This window comes from Limnothrix redekei LRLZ20PSL1 (genome assembly GCF_043235035.1).
Lineage (GTDB): Bacteria > Cyanobacteriota > Cyanobacteriia > CACIAM-69d > CACIAM-69d > CACIAM-69d.
In genome coordinates this window covers 175,579-190,903 of sequence record NZ_JAZAQF010000078.1, presented here as the reverse complement: position 1 = coordinate 190,903, position 15,325 = coordinate 175,579, and the positions used below count along the sequence as shown (strand labels likewise).

General features: G+C 58.0%; 10 protein-coding genes and 1 tRNA gene. 4 read left to right on the top strand and 7 right to left on the bottom strand.

Annotated features, from left to right (window positions below; genetic code table 11):
• Window positions 1-331: 331 nt before the first annotated feature.
• From VPK24_RS13500 to VPK24_RS13485, 4 genes are all read right to left on the bottom strand, one after another.
• Complete coding sequence (locus VPK24_RS13500) at window positions 332-1,192, bottom strand: DUF6671 family protein (RefSeq protein ID WP_393014094.1); 861 nt, start codon at window positions 1,190-1,192, stop codon at window positions 332-334.
• 30 nt (window positions 1,193-1,222) lie between these two features.
• Window positions 1,223-2,338 (bottom strand): calcium/proton exchanger, encoded by a 1,116-nt coding sequence (gene cax / locus VPK24_RS13495; RefSeq protein ID WP_393014092.1) that lies wholly within the window; start codon window positions 2,336-2,338, stop codon window positions 1,223-1,225.
• A gap of 49 nt (window positions 2,339-2,387) precedes the next feature.
• Window positions 2,388-4,025: an Ig-like domain-containing protein gene (locus tag VPK24_RS13490; RefSeq protein ID WP_393014090.1), complete on the bottom strand. Its 1,638-nt coding sequence runs from the start codon at window positions 4,023-4,025 to the stop codon at window positions 2,388-2,390.
• 146 nt (window positions 4,026-4,171) lie between these two features.
• Window positions 4,172-4,954 carry a TIGR03943 family putative permease subunit gene (locus VPK24_RS13485; RefSeq protein ID WP_393014088.1) on the bottom strand — a complete coding sequence of 261 codons (783 nt, stop codon included), beginning with the start codon at window positions 4,952-4,954 and terminating at the stop codon, window positions 4,172-4,174.
• An 818-nt stretch (window positions 4,955-5,772) separates the two neighbouring features.
• Between VPK24_RS13485 and VPK24_RS13480 the strand changes: the two genes are divergently transcribed.
• Both VPK24_RS13480 and VPK24_RS13475 read left to right on the top strand, forming a co-directional pair.
• The gene (locus VPK24_RS13480) at window positions 5,773-6,345 is read left to right on the top strand and encodes a hypothetical protein (protein ID WP_393014086.1); all 573 of its coding nucleotides are present in this window, start codon (window positions 5,773-5,775) and stop codon (window positions 6,343-6,345) included.
• Between the two features lie 105 nt (window positions 6,346-6,450).
• Window positions 6,451-7,143, top strand: a complete 693-nt coding sequence (locus VPK24_RS13475; RefSeq protein ID WP_393014084.1) for a calcium-binding protein — start codon at window positions 6,451-6,453, stop codon at window positions 7,141-7,143.
• A 194-nt stretch (window positions 7,144-7,337) separates the two neighbouring features.
• Here VPK24_RS13475 and VPK24_RS13470 read toward each other — a convergent pair.
• Both VPK24_RS13470 and VPK24_RS13465 read right to left on the bottom strand, forming a co-directional pair.
• Window positions 7,338-7,414, bottom strand: a tRNA-Met gene (locus tag VPK24_RS13470).
• Window positions 7,415-7,626: 212 nt separating this feature from the next.
• The gene (locus tag VPK24_RS13465; protein ID WP_393014206.1) at window positions 7,627-9,840 is read right to left on the bottom strand and encodes a DNA polymerase III subunit gamma/tau; all 2,214 of its coding nucleotides are present in this window, start codon (window positions 9,838-9,840) and stop codon (window positions 7,627-7,629) included.
• 151 nt (window positions 9,841-9,991) lie between these two features.
• Here VPK24_RS13465 and VPK24_RS13460 point away from each other — a divergent pair, with 151 nt between their 5' ends.
• Window positions 9,992-12,676 carry a DUF3536 domain-containing protein gene (locus VPK24_RS13460; RefSeq protein ID WP_393014082.1) on the top strand — a complete coding sequence of 895 codons (2,685 nt, stop codon included), beginning with the start codon at window positions 9,992-9,994 and terminating at the stop codon, window positions 12,674-12,676.
• Between the two features lie 260 nt (window positions 12,677-12,936).
• On the top strand, window positions 12,937-13,668 hold the full coding sequence (gene radC, locus VPK24_RS13455) for a RadC family protein (protein ID WP_393014080.1): 732 nt from the start codon (window positions 12,937-12,939) through the stop codon (window positions 13,666-13,668).
• A 10-nt stretch (window positions 13,669-13,678) separates the two neighbouring features.
• Here radC and VPK24_RS13450 read toward each other — a convergent pair whose 3' ends face one another.
• Window positions 13,679-14,866: a GNAT family N-acetyltransferase gene (locus VPK24_RS13450; protein ID WP_393014078.1), complete on the bottom strand. Its 1,188-nt coding sequence runs from the start codon at window positions 14,864-14,866 to the stop codon at window positions 13,679-13,681.
• Window positions 14,867-15,325 lie beyond the last annotated feature (459 nt).

Here is a 15,325-nt window from a genome sequence, read left to right as displayed (position 1 = left end):
AACTCAAAAGGCGTTTTCTTGCAAGTATTTGTAAGCTTTTCTCAGAGATTGAAAATTCAACAAATTTGATCTTCCTTGGAAATTGCAAAATTCTAACGGGTTCACGCTTGATTTGCGCTTGATCGCCAATGATTCTGTTCTCGATCGCCTGTTGATCCAAAATCTCTGAAAATGAGAGTATGTAAAAAAATGTAATCTCCATGAGGAGCGATCGAACCCATCCGGGGCCGGTTTGGGCGCAGTCCCCGATCGATTGCTGGAGCTTTTGATTTGGCTGTTGATTTTGGTTCCGAGCTTTGAGCCGGTTTTTGAGGCCCTGGTTTTTGAGGCCCTAAGGATTGCAGAAGGGGCAATAGGTGGGATCCGCAGTAGCTTCGCCTTGGGGAAAGGGATCGTCCTGTTGGTGGCCGCAGCGATCGCAAATGGAGCGATGCAGGCGAATGAGCGGCGTGGGCAACCCACATTCACCACAGGGCAACCCCGGCAGCCGCTGCGTGATCCAAAACCCCGGCCAGTGACAAACAGGACAGGTCAATCGCGCCTTGGCCACCAGGTTTTCCGTGGCTTGGGCAATCACCTGCATTCGCGTGGGGTTATGCATGGCTCGCATATCCGTTTCCACCCACAGGGAACCATCGGGCGATCGGGTCAGGGCCTCGGTGACGGCCGCCGCTAGGGCCGAGCGATCGCGCAGGCCCTTCGTCACCCCCTGAAGGTTGTGGGGTTCGCCCCAACCCACCACCAGCCCGTGATCGGGAAAGCCGATGGTTTCAGCAAATTTTTCCACTTCCGCCCAACTGCGAACCCGCCCTTGGCGATAGTTGGTTTTGAGGGAAATGGCCTCGCCGACCAACTCCAGCCCCAGGGATTGATCAATCAGCAGCACCAATTCCCGGTTAGCCGCCGCGAAGGGGACACTGGGATGGGGGCCAAAGGAACCTTCACTGGCTAGGGCGATCGACCCACCAGTTAGCGCCAAGGCCGCCAGGGCCTTAGCCCGGGCCGTGGCAAGCTGATCGCCGGGTCGATCGACTTCTCGGGTAAAGGTGCCAAACCGATCCGTATCCAGTTCCGACGGCAAGATCGAGCGCAGGCCCCAGGTTTGCTCCAAAATCGGCGCAATCACCTGTTCCTTGCCATGCATCGTGGCGATCGTGATGGACTCCCCTTCCCAAGCATCCGTCAGGTTCATTAGTTCCAAAAAACCGATGCTCTCAAGATCCTAACTGGCAATTGTGGGGTGGAAGAAGAAGGCCAAACCCAACACCAAATAGGCCGCCAACAACAGCAACCCCTCCAGCCAGTTGGATTCCCCGTCGGAGCTGATGGAGTTGGCGATCAACACCGAAACGGCCACGGCCACCAGTTCAAAGGGTTGGAAGTTCAAATCCATGGGTTGCCCAAAGAACCAACCGGCAATCACCAACACCGGAGCCACAAATAGGGCAATTTGCAAGCTGGAACCCATGGCCACCGAAACGGACAAGTCCATTTTGTTTTTCATGGCCACGGTGACAGCGGTGGCGTGCTCTGCCGCGTTGCCAATAATCGGCAACAAAATCACCCCGGTGAACAGTTCCGTTAGGCCCAATTGTTCGGTGGCAATTTCCAGGGAATGCACCAATAATTCCGACTCGATCGCCACAAAAATCGTGGCCGCCAACAACACCCCCACCCACAGGGGCAGGTTTGGCCGGTGCGCTTCCCCTTCGCCAGCCGATCCGTCGCTGGCTTCCGGATCGGGCACTTCCTCTTCTGCCACGGCCACATCGTAGAGATAGCTGTGGGTTTTCATGGAAAACAGCAGGGTCATCACATAGACCAAAATCAAGACCACCGCCACCGCCGTCGAAAGCTTTTGCAAGACGCTCTCGGCAATGCCCACGGAGGTGAAGTTCACCGCTGTGGGTAGCAGCATGGCAATCACGGCCAGGTTCATGGACGAGGCATTCATGCGGGCAATGACGGGCTGGAAGGTTTGCTCCTTAAAGCGCAAGCCACCCAACAACATCGACAGCCCCATGACCAGCAACAGGTTACCGATGATTGAACCGGTCAAGCTGGCTTTCACAACGCCAACGTAGCCCTCTTTGAGCGCAACCAAGGCCACAATCAATTCGGTGGCGTTTCCAAAGGTGGCGTTCAGCAATCCCCCCAGGGAGGGGCCGACCAGCCCGGCGAGTTCTTCGGTGGCATGGCCCATCCAGGCGGCGAGGGGCACGATCGCCAAGCAAGCGGTGATGAACACCACCAGCGGACTCCAGTGCAACCATTCCGCCGCGATCGAGACGGGAATAAACCCCAAAAGGATGAGGAAGACGAGATCTTTTTTGCTCATTCTTTTTTGTGTTTGTTTGCTTTTTGCGTTTTCTGCTGGGGGACTTCAGTTAGGGGAGCCAGCGAGGACGGGCCCCAGGCAGTGGTAACGCCTGCGGGGTCAATTTGGCAAAGGTTCCATCGGGATTTTGGGCCACGGGCAGCAACCAAAGTTGGCTGTGCTCGATTTTATTGCCATCACTCGCTTCGGGTCGGCGGGCAGCTTCGGGGTCGGTGGTCGATCGATCCGCACGGTTGCCCCGTCCTGACTCCCGATCGCCCTGGGTGGTTTCTTCTTCGCCTGATTCGGCCTGATCAGCGCGATCGCCCTTGGCCTTTGCCTTGGTGTCGATTTGGTCAAACAACAGGGCTGCACCATCCGGCGATAGATCAAGGGCAATATCGAGCTGCTCCGGCAACAGCAACAGGGGCGACAGGGCCTTGGTTTTTAGGTCAAAGGCTCCGATATAGGGCTGTTCGCGGTAGTTTTCATCCTCAACCCGTTGGGTAACCAAGGCGTAGAGCACACGGTTATCGGGGGTGAATTCAGCACGCAAAATCGATCCCTGAATTCGGGCCAGTTCCGTTTCGCCGCTGGGGGTGACCACAAAGAGCGATCGGGTAAAGTCACCGTTGAATTTCACCAGGGCCGCCGCTGAACCGTCGCTGGCAAATCCCAACACGGTTCCAAACTTGGGCAAAAAGTCCAGGGGTTGAATTTCCCGCCGGTAGCGATCGTTGTTGCCCGGATCGACGTTGGGTAGGGGCAAAATGGCCACCCCTTGCCCCTGGGTAATGGCGATCGATTGGCTGTCGGGCGTAATCACAAACTCGCCGCCACCCTGGCTCTCCAGCTTTTGGGGCGTTTGCCGATCGCGCAGCAGCCACAGACTGACATTGCTGGCATTTTTGCGCTCCGCCCGTTGCACCAGGGCTGCCGAACCGTCGGGAGCCAAGTCAAATTTCAAGTTTTGATAATCCCGGTTATCCAAGACTGGCATCACCTCGCCAGCCGGTTCGGGCGCTTGGTTGGTGACGCTCAAGCCTGTGGTGACCGTATAAAACTGCTGTTCGAGCAGGCTGGGGCTGTCGGTTTTTTCCAGGGTGCTGGTTTCGGTGGCAGAAAACAGGATCCGATCGCGGTTGGGATAGGGCTTGAAGTCGTTCACCAACAGGTTCGGCGGGGTGAGGATGGTTTTTCGCTGCTGGGTCAGTTCATACAGAATCAGGCGGCCGGCTTCCTCGCCTTCGGTGCCAATGTAAGCAAAAACCCGATCGCGCGATCGAAATGCCGCCGAGAAGGATTCCGCCGGTTTGCTGTCTTCGCGGGTGTCGCGGGCCCCGGCTCCCAACTGGAGCTGAAAGCTGGTGCCATAGGGTGCTGGGCGATCGAGCGTGAAGGCCATGCGAGTTCCGGCCCAGCTAACTTTCCCTTCCAGGGGAGGATCCAGTTTTAAATTAGCCTCCACACTGTCTCGATTCATCGGCCGATTGAAGGCCAACACAAAGGCGCGATCGTCCGCTCCAATGGTGCGATCGGCCCATGAGAAATCGCGCACCCGCGCCGCCGATCGATCGCCCAGCACCAACAAAGCCGCGATCGCCACCACCAAAGCCGCGATCACCAGCCAGGCGGCTCGGTCAATGGGTTGCCATTGGGGATTGCCCTTGGGGCTGTTTTGCCATCGATGTTGCACGGATCGCCACATACCCAATCAGAAATTCCTCAGTTGATTGCACCGGATTGCGCCAAATTGCACCGGATTGCGCCTTTGCTTTCGCCCGATCACCCCTAAAAATCACGCCCAAAAGTCACGCCCAAAAGTCACGCCCAAGGGTCATGCCTAGCACTCATCTAGAACTCATAGGGATTTTTGGGAACCGGAATCGGGCGCATCGTTTGTGGCGCAATGCTCAACACTCGCTCGCCCTTAATTTCATCCACCGCCATTCGCCCCTGAATTTCTAGCCAAGTATCAGGGGGATAGTTCGGCATATTGGCCGGCCGGCGCACGGGCAGCCCGATCGGGTAAGCATCCGCCGCACAGCAGGTGATCGTAAACCGCGAAATCCAGAACACATCTGCCGGATAGCCCTCCACCTTGGTGACAAAGCCGCTGATGTTCACCGGTTGGTTTCGGTAGGCTTCCGGTTCGGGATAAACCTCCAAAGTCCGCACCCACTCAATCAGCGATCGCTGTTCCGGGCGCTTGTTGCTGCGAAAGGCCTTGGGCGCACGGGCGATCGCGGTGGTGGGGTCGCCAATGCCCCGTTGCAAAGCTTTGTGGCTGGTGAGGGGCTGCGGCGCAATCCAAAACCCCCCGATCGCCGCCAACAGCAATAACAGCGTTGCCCACCCCTTGGGCAGCAGACTGATGTGTTGTTCTGAGTCAGCATCCGCCGCCAACGACAATCGCCGCCGCAACAACCGCCCAGATTGCACCAAATTAATCGCCAAACTGGCGGCCGTCATCAGCAACAAAAATCCCGTGACCACCACCAAGCCGTGATAGGCGGGATGGATCAGCAGGGCCAAGCGGCCACCGTGCCAGTAGTGCAACATCAGCGCTCCCCACGCTGCGATCGCTGCCACATCGACCCAAGGCAGCCAGTTCGATCGACTTGGTTGTGACAACACGGCCGAAGCAGCTCCCATTGGAGCCGTCGCGCTAAGGAATGGCTTCATTGTACGGGGTGGTCTTGACCCCAACCTAGCGTTCCTGTGGCCGCACCACCCCTCAAGTGACCAGTGAATCAGCCTTTCAGCCCCCTCCAGCCTCCATTCTGAGCCAACAATCACCGGAATATTCAGAAGGGGCGCGAGACGGCCTCATGGCCCAAAAAGTTCCGAGGGCAAGACAATGCAACAAGCGGCTAAAACCCGCCCAAATTCGGTTGTTGTCCCCTTTACCGTTGAACACAGGCTTGATAGTTCATGGCTGGTTTTGTTGATAGTTTCATAAGTAGTTTTGTTGATGCTTTTTCGGGTGATTGCTTGGAGGGCTTCATGAATGGTTTCACAGAGAATTTCATGAATCGTTCCATGCTATTTCACTGATGTTGATGCAAGAACAGCAGCAGAACTAGCAACCCAGGTTTAGTCAATGCATCTCGGATATCTTTCGATTATCTTTCGATGGTGAATCGTGACCTTGTGGCCAGCAAATGGTGGTAAGCAAAGTTATGGGAGATCATGTCTCCATTGCTCCACCAAAATTGCCTCAAGATTCGCTTACATCAATACCAAGTGCTCAAGCGTCAACAGCAATGCTGCTAGCGAAAATCTAAAAAATCCTTGCAATTTCTGAATTCTGACCCCAGAGTCGAGAGGCTGAGCCTGGAGGTTTGCGGCTAATTTAGAGTGATGTCAAACAATCAAAAACTAGTTCATCCATCGTGATATCCCCCCCGGGAGACACAATGGAGGCTCAACCATTCAATCAGGAGATGATTCTTATGAACCGTTCTGTGAACCGTACCTGTACTGCATTGGCGGCATTCTTATTAGGTTTGGGAGTGGCCCATGGGGGCGCGATCGAACCAGCCATGGCCCAAAGTTCCTGCCGCTGGGAAGGGGGCCAGTTGCGCTGCGATGATGGCAGCCGATCGGACAGCGATCGCAACCGGAATCGAGACCGCGATCGGGATGATTATCGCTACTACGATCGCAACGAAGAACGGTATCGCGACGACTACGACAACGATCGCAACAACTATCGAGGCGATCGACGGGACTTGGAAGATCGGATCGATCGGCTCTATCGCGAAGTGTTGGGCCGGCCAGCCGATCGCAACGGACTGCGTACCTACGTGGATCGGGTGCGCGATCGCAACTGGTCACTGCAACGGGTGCGGGACGAATTAGCCAACAGCCGCGAGGCCGAATCCGCCATCGATCGCGCCTATCAAGAAATTTTGGGTCGCCGGGCCGACAGCCGAGGAATGCGCACCTACCTCGAACGGCTGCGGGGGGGCTGGTCAATTCAGCGCGTTCGGGAAGCCCTCATGAACAGCCGCGAGCGGCGATAACACCCAGCTCAGCTCAACTTGCCCGAGTAATCTCGGCAGTGCTGGACGGTTCCTAACCCATTCCTAAAAACCACCCATTCCTGAACAGAGGACAGATTCTTCACCATGGCTCGGACGGATATTGACTATCTCGATCTCACCAACAACAGCGAAACCATCTCCCTCGCAGCCGGCCAGCAGGGCCGCCTGGGTGTGCGGGCCCTCGCAGGCAACGATTACATCAACGGTTCCAGCGACAACGACACCCTCTATGGCAACAGCGACAACGACACCCTGATCGGCAACGAAGGCAGCGATGTGCTCTTTGGGGGCCAGGGCTTTGATTTTGTGATTGGTCGCGATGGGGATGACCTGCTCACGGGCAACCTGGGCAACGACCAACTAGAAGGCGGCGCAGGACGCGACACCCTCCGTGGCGGTCGCGACAACGATATTCTCTACGGCCAAGAGGGTGATGATCTTCTGGCCGGCGACTTGGGCATCGACACCCTAATCGGCGGCACTGGGCGCGATACCTTCGTCGTGGCGGTTGATGATGCCACCACAACCATTGCGAACGCCGATGTGATTGTGGATTTTGACTTCAACGGTGGAGATTTCATCGCGATCAGTCGTCAGGTAGACCTATTTTTTGATAATTCCCTCGACTATTCGCGAATTGTGGGTTTTGGCAGTCCCGATGTGAAGGATGTGTTGATTCGTGTGGGCGGAGCCGTGGGCCCCATCATCGGAGTTGTGGTGGATGCGACCGATCGCCAAGTGGCCCAAGCCTTTGCCGAAGGGCCACGAGTCCTGTAGCCCGCTGCCAATTGAGGGCTGATCAAAGGGTTGATCAATCCGTTGCTACGGCGATCGCACCAAAATCTGGCGATCGCACTAAACCAAAAGCGCCCCGCTACGGATTCGTGGCGGGGCGGTCTTTAGGGTTTCAGATTTCGAGACTTTTGAGGGATCTCTTCTTCAGTTCGCTCTGACCTGATGTTCAGATGATTTGGTGGCGGGGAGCGGATTTGAACCACTGACCTTCGGGTTATGAGCCCGACGAGCTACCAGACTGCTCTACCCCGCGGCGCGAATTCAAATATAACCGGAAGCTCTAGAAAAAGCAACTACTTTCTGAAAATTTTCTCCCGCGCCACCCACAAGGGCGCAAAGGGGGGCTGAAAAAGCTGAAAAAACGTTGAGCGAACGGTTTGAGCAAACGGTTCAACCAGACCCAGCCTTAGCCGAGATCGGCTCCATCCGCCCACCGGTCAACTGAGCGATCGCCCCAACCACCGGTCAAAACATGTCGAGATCGTCTACCTGCACAATTTCGCCATTGAACAATTGCGCCAAGCTACGGGCACTGCGGGCCACCAAGTCATCGGGCCCCGGTGGCGGGGGTGGCCCCGCTGGCGAAGGGGGCGAAACGGATTGGGGGGATGCGGCGGGGGGCGGTTGGGGCGATCGCACAGGGCGATCGGGGGCGGGCGCGGGGGCCCGGCCCGGGGCCGGCAGGGGATTCGCAGCGGGAGCCGTGGGCAACAGGGCTGGGGATACGGTGGGCGGTGAGGCCACCCTAGTCGCGATCCCACCAAACCCGCCCGCCGTTGGGTTCGCGGCCGTAGTCGGCATCGGATTCGGGTTCCGGGCTGGGTTCGGGGGCGGGGGGGGCGTTCCCCTGGGTGGATTTTTTGGGAAGGACGCGGGCGCGCTGGCCTGGGGGGACATCACCACATTCGCCCGAATCGCAACCGTGACGCTCCGTTGCAGGTGCTGCTGAAAGGCCGTTTCGATCGCCTTGGTGCGGGACTCAAACTTGGCGACCCAACTGGGCGGAATCCCCACGACGGCGTTTTGACCATCAAAGGACAGCAGTTGCCCCATTTGCGACAACATCATCTTGGTGGCCGGGGGTTGAACATGAACCAAGATCGCTTGCCACAGTTGATCCAGCTCCGCAGAAGCGGGAACCGGCGCGATCAGGCTGGGTTCCGGTGCAAAGGTTTCATCGGGCCCAGCGCTGACCGGGGCCGACTCCGGAACGGGAGTTGGCGCGGGGGCCGGAGCAGCGGCCACCGGAGCGATCGTCGCCGGAGTCGTTGTTGCGCTTGGGGTAGTTACGGTGGGGGTGCTTGTTGCGATCAGGGCTGGAGCCACGCCTCCCATGGACTGCAACAAACCGATCAACTGCGTCAGCGCACCAGGATTCGTTTGGGCCCATTGGGTCACGCCCTGGGCAAATTGGGCGATCGCCCCCGGATCTAGCCCCAACTGGGCCAACAGAGCCGAGAGCGGATCGCTCGGCACAGGAACCGAAACAGGCGCGATCGGGGCCGGCATTGGAGCCGAAATAGGCGCGATCGGGGCGATAGGGCGAGGCGGCATTGGAGCCACCGACCCAACAGCCCCCACCGGAGCCACTGCCCCCGGCAACAGACCCATTAAAGTCACCTCCAACCACAACCGAGGCTGGGTGGAGTTTTTCAGCAGCGATTCGCCGGTTTTGAGGTACTGCTGCCCATGCAAAATCCAGCTCAGTTCCTGACTACGGGCAAATTCACAGAGTTGCTGCCAAGTTGGCTCCGTCAGGGCCACCAAATCACCCCGATCGGGCGCAGTCTTCGCAATCAGCAGATCTCGATAGAAACTCGCCAAATTTTGCAGCACGATCGTCGGTTCCCGGCCCCGATCCATCAGCCGCCGCAAACAGTCCACCGCCCCTTCCGCGTCACCCGCCGCCAAACTGGACACCAAAGCCAGCAAATCCCGCTCCGGCACAGCCCCCACCAGATCCCAAACGGCCTCCACCGTCACCCCCGTGGGAACCAGGCTCAGTTGATCCAGCAGGCTTTCCGCATCGCGCAAGCCCCCCTGTGCAATTTGGGCCACGAGAGTCAACGCTTCCGGCACAATCTCGATCAACTCCTGTTGGGCGATCGTCCCCAAATGGCTCACCATATCCACCAGGGGAATCCGCCGAAAGTCAAACCGCTGACAGCGAGAAATAATCGTCGGCAAAACCCGCTGCGGATCCGTCGTGGCCAACACAAACACCACATGGGCCGGCGGTTCCTCCAGGGTTTTCAGCAGCGCATTGAACGCCGCCCCCGACAGCATATGCACCTCGTCCAGCACATAAACCTTGTAGCGGCATTGCACCGGGGCAAATTGGGCCCGCTCAATCAGCTCCCGGATGTTGTCAACCCCCGTATTGCTGGCTGCGTCAATTTCCACCACATCCAGCGCCCGCCCCTGCGTAATTTCCACGCAAGTTTGGCAATGGCCGCAGGGTTCCGCTGTGGGCCCCTCGCTGCTCAGGCAGTTCAACGATTTCGCCAAAATCCGAGCGCTGGAGGTTTTGCCCGTTCCCCGAGGCCCCGCAAACAGGTAAGCCGGCGCAATTCGATTCTGCTGAAGCGCGTTGGTCAGCGTTTGGGCGATCGCCTGTTGGCCCACCAAGTCGGCAAACCGTTGTGGGCGATATTTGTGGTGCAGCGGTTCGTAGGGCATGGCTAGGAGCGGGTCAATGAAGCGACCAGACAGCCATCTTACAACCGCCACAAAGATGGGAATGATTGATCGAGATTTTGCGGAAGATCGACGCTTGTGTTAAACCGCTAGAGGGTTAATCAACCGGAAATTGGCGCTTAGGAGCTTGGGGATGGCAAAACGATCGAACGAAGGCACCGTCGCAGCCCCCGTTTCGCCAATGCCCGATCGCCCCGCTTCTGGGGTTTATGTGGTGGTGCATGGGCATTTTTATCAACCCCCGCGCGAAAATCCCTATTTGGAGGCGATCGTGCGGCAGCCCAGCGCAGCCCCTTGCCACGATTGGAATGAGCGGGTTTATCGGGAATGCTATCGACCCAATGCCTTCGCCCGAATTTTTAATGATTCGGGGGCGATCGTGGGACTGGTGAACAATTTTGAGTGGATGAGCTTTAACGCGGGGCCAACGCTGCTGAGCTGGTTAGAGCGGTTTGACCCGGCCACCTATGCCCGAATTTTGGAGGGCGATCGCCTGAGCGAGGCCCGGCTGGGGGGCCATGGCAACGCGATCGCCCAGGTCTATAACCACATCATCATGCCCCTAGCCAATCGGCGGGATAAGCAAACCCAGGTGCGATGGGGCGTGGCGGATTTTCGATCACGCTTTGGTCGATCGCCCGAAGGCATTTGGTTAGCGGAAACAGCTGTGGATTACGCCACCCTTGATGTGCTAATCGACGAGGGCATTAAGTTTGTGATTTTTGCCCCATCCCAGGCCCAGCGCTGCCGACCGCTGCCCACGGAAGCCGATCCGGAGCCGGATTGGGTGGATGTGGGATCGGGGCAAATTGATCCCACTCGGTCTTATCGGTGTTTTGTGCCCAAGGGAGGGGAACCGGAGCCGATCGACCCGGCAGCGCCTTCGGATCCAGCGACCACCTTGGCCCGCGATCGCTACATTGATCTGTTTTTTTACGATGGGCCAATTTCCGGCGACATGGGTTTTGGGGATGTGCTGACCAGTGCCGCTTCCTTTGCTGATCGGTTGGGATCGGCGGTGCGGGCCGATCGCCCCAGCCAGGTCATTTCCGTGGCCACCGACGGGGAAACCTTTGGTCACCACAAGCGCGATAAGGAAAAGTGCTTGGCCTATGCCCTCACCATGGAGTTTCCGGGGCGAGGCTGGTGTACCACCAATTTTGCCCATTACCTGAGCCTGCATCCGCCGGAGTGGGAGGTGGCCATGAAGCCGGTGACGGCCTGGAGCTGTTCCCACGGGGTCGATCGCTGGCAGGATGATTGCGGCTGTGGCGGGGGCGGCGGCTGGCACCAGCGCTGGCGGCGACCGTTGCGAGACAGTTTGAATTATTTGCGCGATCGACTGGTGGCGGTGTTTGAACGCTATGCCACACCACTGCTGCGGGATCCTTGGCAGGCGCGTGATGAATATATTGAGTTGGTTTTGAATCGATCGCCCGATCGGATGACAGCGTTTTTGGAACGTCATCGGGCCCGCCCCCTGTCAGCCCAGGAGCGGATCGATGCCCTGCGACTGTTGGAAATGCAGCGCCATGCCCTGTTGATGTTCACCAGTTGCGGCTGGTTTTTTGAGGAAATCTCTCGCCCGGAAGGGGTGCAGATTTTGCGCTATGCCAGTCGGGCGATCGAGCTGGCGGCCGAAGTGGCCGGCGTGAATTTGGAGCCGGATTTTGTGGCCCAACTGGCGGCGGCCCCTAGCAACGTGCCGGAATTTGGCGACGGGGCGGAGGTTTATCGACAGTTGGTTTTGGATGATCATGTCAGTTTTGAGCAGGTGGTGGCGGCCCATGCGATCGGCTCTTTGATTCCCAACCAACCGCGCCAAAGCCGAGCCTATTGCTACACGATCGAACAGCAGGATTACCAACTGCAACGGCTGGGATCCCTGGCTTTGGCCGTGGGCGAGTTGGTGGTGACTTCGGATATTGCGGGCGAGTCTGCCCATTTTGTCTTTGGAGCCTTGCACTTGGGCGGTTGGGATTTTCACTGTTGTGTGCAGCCGTTCCAAGGCCGATTAGCCTACAGCAAGCTGAAGGAGCGGCTGTTTGCGGCGTTGGAGTCTGCCAGTGCGGCCCAGGTGGTCTTGGCCCTGAGTGCCACCATGGGCGGCCAGTCCCGGGGATTTGCCTTGGCAGATCTCTGTGCGGAGGATCGCGATCGGCTGATGCGGGTGCTGGTGCAGGAAACAACGGCAAGGCTGGATACGCTATACGATCGCGCCTATCGCGACAACTGCGGGATCATGACCCGGTTTTATCGAGATGCGCTGCCGGTTCCCCGTGAATTACAGGTGGCAGCGGAATTGGCCTTGGGTCAGCGGGTGTTGTCCTTGGTGCAGCGGTTGGCCGGCGAGTTGGAAACTTGGCCCTTGGCAGCGATCGAGGCCGGGCCGGGAACGCTAACGGAGTTGGAAGCGGTGGCCGCCGAAGCCCAGCGCCTCCACTGTCAATTGGATGGGCTGGAAATTGCCCCTTGGATTACGCGGGCGATCGGGCGGTTGCTGGAACGGGCATTGGGCTTGGTGGAAACGGAACTGAGCGGGCATCCTACCGCCGACCCAGAACAGTCCCTGGGCGGGTTCCGAGTGGCCGTGGATGCGATCGAGCGACTCACCAGCCTCAGCCGATCGCTTCAACTCACCTTAGATCTGGATTTGGTGCAGGAACGGCTCTTTTTCTGGTGGCAGGGTTCCATGGCCGCCGCGCCCTTGGATGATCGGTGGTTGGGCTGTTTGGGGGATTTGGGACAAGCCTTGGCCGTGCGGCTGCGACCGGGCCCCTACAGTAATTTGCTGATCGATCGCCCCCGATCATCTTGAGCCAATTGGCAGCAATCTGAGTCGTTGACATCCTCCCCAGCCTAAAGACGTGGGGATTCCGGCCCTAACCAAACAACTGAAGTTGCTCGACTAGACCACGGGGTCAGGGGCAATCCGAGGCGATCGCCCCCAAAGCCGATCCCGTCGGGCCGCCGTATCTCCTGACCCGGATCGCAAAAATCTCGGGGATATCAGAGGTTTACCCTGCTTTTGTGGCAGCGGTTTTCAGTATCATAAAGGGCGGTCAAAATGTCAGCCCTATGACCTACAACCCTCGGATTCAGGATCTACCCGCCACAGAACGCCCCCGGGAGCGGTTGGCAGCCTTTGGCCCCCGCAGCCTCTCGAATGCGGAACTATTGGCCATTTTGTTGGGCACGGGCCAAGGGCCGGGCAAACTCTCGGCCGTGGGGTTGGGGCAACTGATTTTGCAAACCTTGGGGGGCGATCGCCAGGATCCGCTAGCTGTTCTGCGCGATGCATCCTTGGCGGAACTGACCCAAATTCACGGGGTGGGGGATGCCAAGGCTACGGCAATTTTGGCGGCGGTGGAGTTGGGCAAGCGGATTTTGCAAACTCGACCGCTCGATCGAACCGTGATTGACACCCCAGCAGCAGCAGCGGCAGCCCTCAGTCAGGATTTGATGTGGCAACCGCAGGAACGGTTTGCCCTGCTGTTGTTAGATTCCAAAAATCGACTCCTAGCCACCCAAGTCCTGACGATCGGGACGGAAACCCAAACCCTGGCCCATCCTCGCGATATTTTTCGGGAGTTGATTCGTCAGGGCGCTGCCGCCTGCATTGTGGCCCACAATCACCCCTCGGGCGACCTAACCCCCAGCCCTGAGGATTTGACCCTCACGGAGCAGCTTTTGGCAGGGGCCCATTTTCTGGAACTGCCGCTATTGGATCATTTGGTGGTGGGCTATGGGGAATTTCGCAGCCTGCGCGAAACTACCGATCTTTGGGCCGCCTATCCCGACATGGGCTAAGGGGGCTAGCTCAAGGTTGGGCGGGTGGCTCCGGCGTTTCGGGATTCTCCGGCGGGTCTTCCGGCGGGTCAAAGGTGGGCCCATCCCAAGCACTCGACCAATAGACCCGACCGCCGCCGGTCATTGGTTTGGCCGGTTGCCAGCCGTTCAGCATCTCTTGCAGGGCATCCAAGGAGATCGATCGAGTCTCCCGCAGCTTGTGCCAAACCGATCGCGACAGCAGCAAGGAATGCTCAAACCGCTCGGCCCCAATGCTTTCCAGATAGGCTTCTCGCTCCGGCTGGTAGTCCGCAGAAGCCAGCAAGAGGGGCAAATCGGGATTGAGCGATCGGGTAATCCGCGCCATTTGAGCCATCAACTCGGGATAGAGCCAGGTATAGGCCGGATGCACGGTTAACTCCGTCCGATGGGGCAGCGCTGCATATCGGTGCGATCGCACTTGGAAATAGCCGATCGCGGCCTTCCGTTGGGGTTCAAACACATAACCCATCGTGGTTTCCAGCCCATCCATCCGCTGCCGGGTGTCCGCCAGGGCCGCCAACCAATCCGCTTTGAAGTCATCCACGCGCAAATCAAAGGCCTGGCGCACATGGGGGGGCATAGCCGCCGTATCCAGTTGATACAACAAGGGCGCATCGGCGTTCCCCACCGGCATCAGGTTGGGCAAGTCCGGTTCTCGCTCCGCCAGGGCTGTGAGAGCGGCCGGCGGAATAGACCAATAGGTTAACTGGGCGATCGGCTGGAATCCGTTTTGGCGATAGAGCGCCAGGGCATCTTTGCCATGCACATTCACCTCCAGCATCCAGGTGCGTGCTTCCCAAATGGTTTCAAAGCAGTAGCGCAACAGCTCGGAACCGATGCCCTGGCTACGACATTCCGGCATCACGGCCACCTGCTTCACACGCCAAGTGCTGCGCGATCGATTCACGGGCATCACCGCGATCGCCCCGCAAACCCGCCGATCGCGCTCGGCCACGCTGGCCCGTAACCGTCGCTGGCTGGGAGCCATCATCTCCACCAGCGCCGATAGGCCATACCAAGTGCGCAGCCGCGACCAATCCACCCCGGCCGTTTCTAAGGGGCTTCCTAACCCGTCAAAGTCCGCTGAGTCCGCCGCAAGCTGGGCGATCGCATCCAAATCGCGATATTGGGCCCCTCGCAGGACAAGATCGGCATTTTGAGGCAAAAAAGCAGGCATCGCGCAGCCGCTCCCACATGGCAGATTGCTCCTACTGTAGCGGTTTTGATTCCCAGGTGGGGTAACCGTTGGCGAATCCCGATCGTCAATCCCAAACGCCAGTACTGCGATCGGGTCTAGGGCCTTAATTTTTGGGTGGATAATTCAGCCCCTTCCTTAACCGCTATTCAAGCCGTTGGATTCGTTATTTTCGATTTTACACTTTCGGTTTCTGATTCAAGAATCGCTTGATTCTTTATTCGTCAACACTCCAATTTTCAGTGATTTACATCCAAATTCTTAATTGTCACAGGCTTCAAAATTTAGAAAATTCAACACCCTGATTCGTTGCTTCAAGTAGTTACGAACCTGACAGATTGATAACTGGCCCACCCCAGGAAACCAACCAAGAGCCACAGTTGTCTGATAAAGCAACTGAGAAGGAAAAACTCGGAATTCAATCGGGTTTGAGAATTTTGA

Coding starts and splice junctions, on each gene's coding strand:
- VPK24_RS13500 (WP_393014094.1), bottom strand. CDS start 1,192: ATGAACCTGACGGATGCTTGGGAAGGGGAGTCCATCACGATCGCCACG.
- cax (WP_393014092.1), bottom strand. CDS start 2,338: ATGAGCAAAAAAGATCTCGTCTTCCTCATCCTTTTGGGGTTTATTCCC.
- VPK24_RS13490 (WP_393014090.1), bottom strand. CDS start 4,025: ATGTGGCGATCCGTGCAACATCGATGGCAAAACAGCCCCAAGGGCAAT.
- VPK24_RS13480 (WP_393014086.1), top strand. CDS start 5,773: ATGAACCGTTCTGTGAACCGTACCTGTACTGCATTGGCGGCATTCTTA.
- VPK24_RS13475 (WP_393014084.1), top strand. CDS start 6,451: ATGGCTCGGACGGATATTGACTATCTCGATCTCACCAACAACAGCGAA.
- VPK24_RS13465 (WP_393014206.1), bottom strand. CDS start 9,840: ATGCCCTACGAACCGCTGCACCACAAATATCGCCCACAACGGTTTGCC.
- VPK24_RS13460 (WP_393014082.1), top strand. CDS start 9,992: ATGGCAAAACGATCGAACGAAGGCACCGTCGCAGCCCCCGTTTCGCCA.
- radC (WP_393014080.1), top strand. CDS start 12,937: ATGACCTACAACCCTCGGATTCAGGATCTACCCGCCACAGAACGCCCC.
- VPK24_RS13450 (WP_393014078.1), bottom strand. CDS start 14,866: ATGCCTGCTTTTTTGCCTCAAAATGCCGATCTTGTCCTGCGAGGGGCC.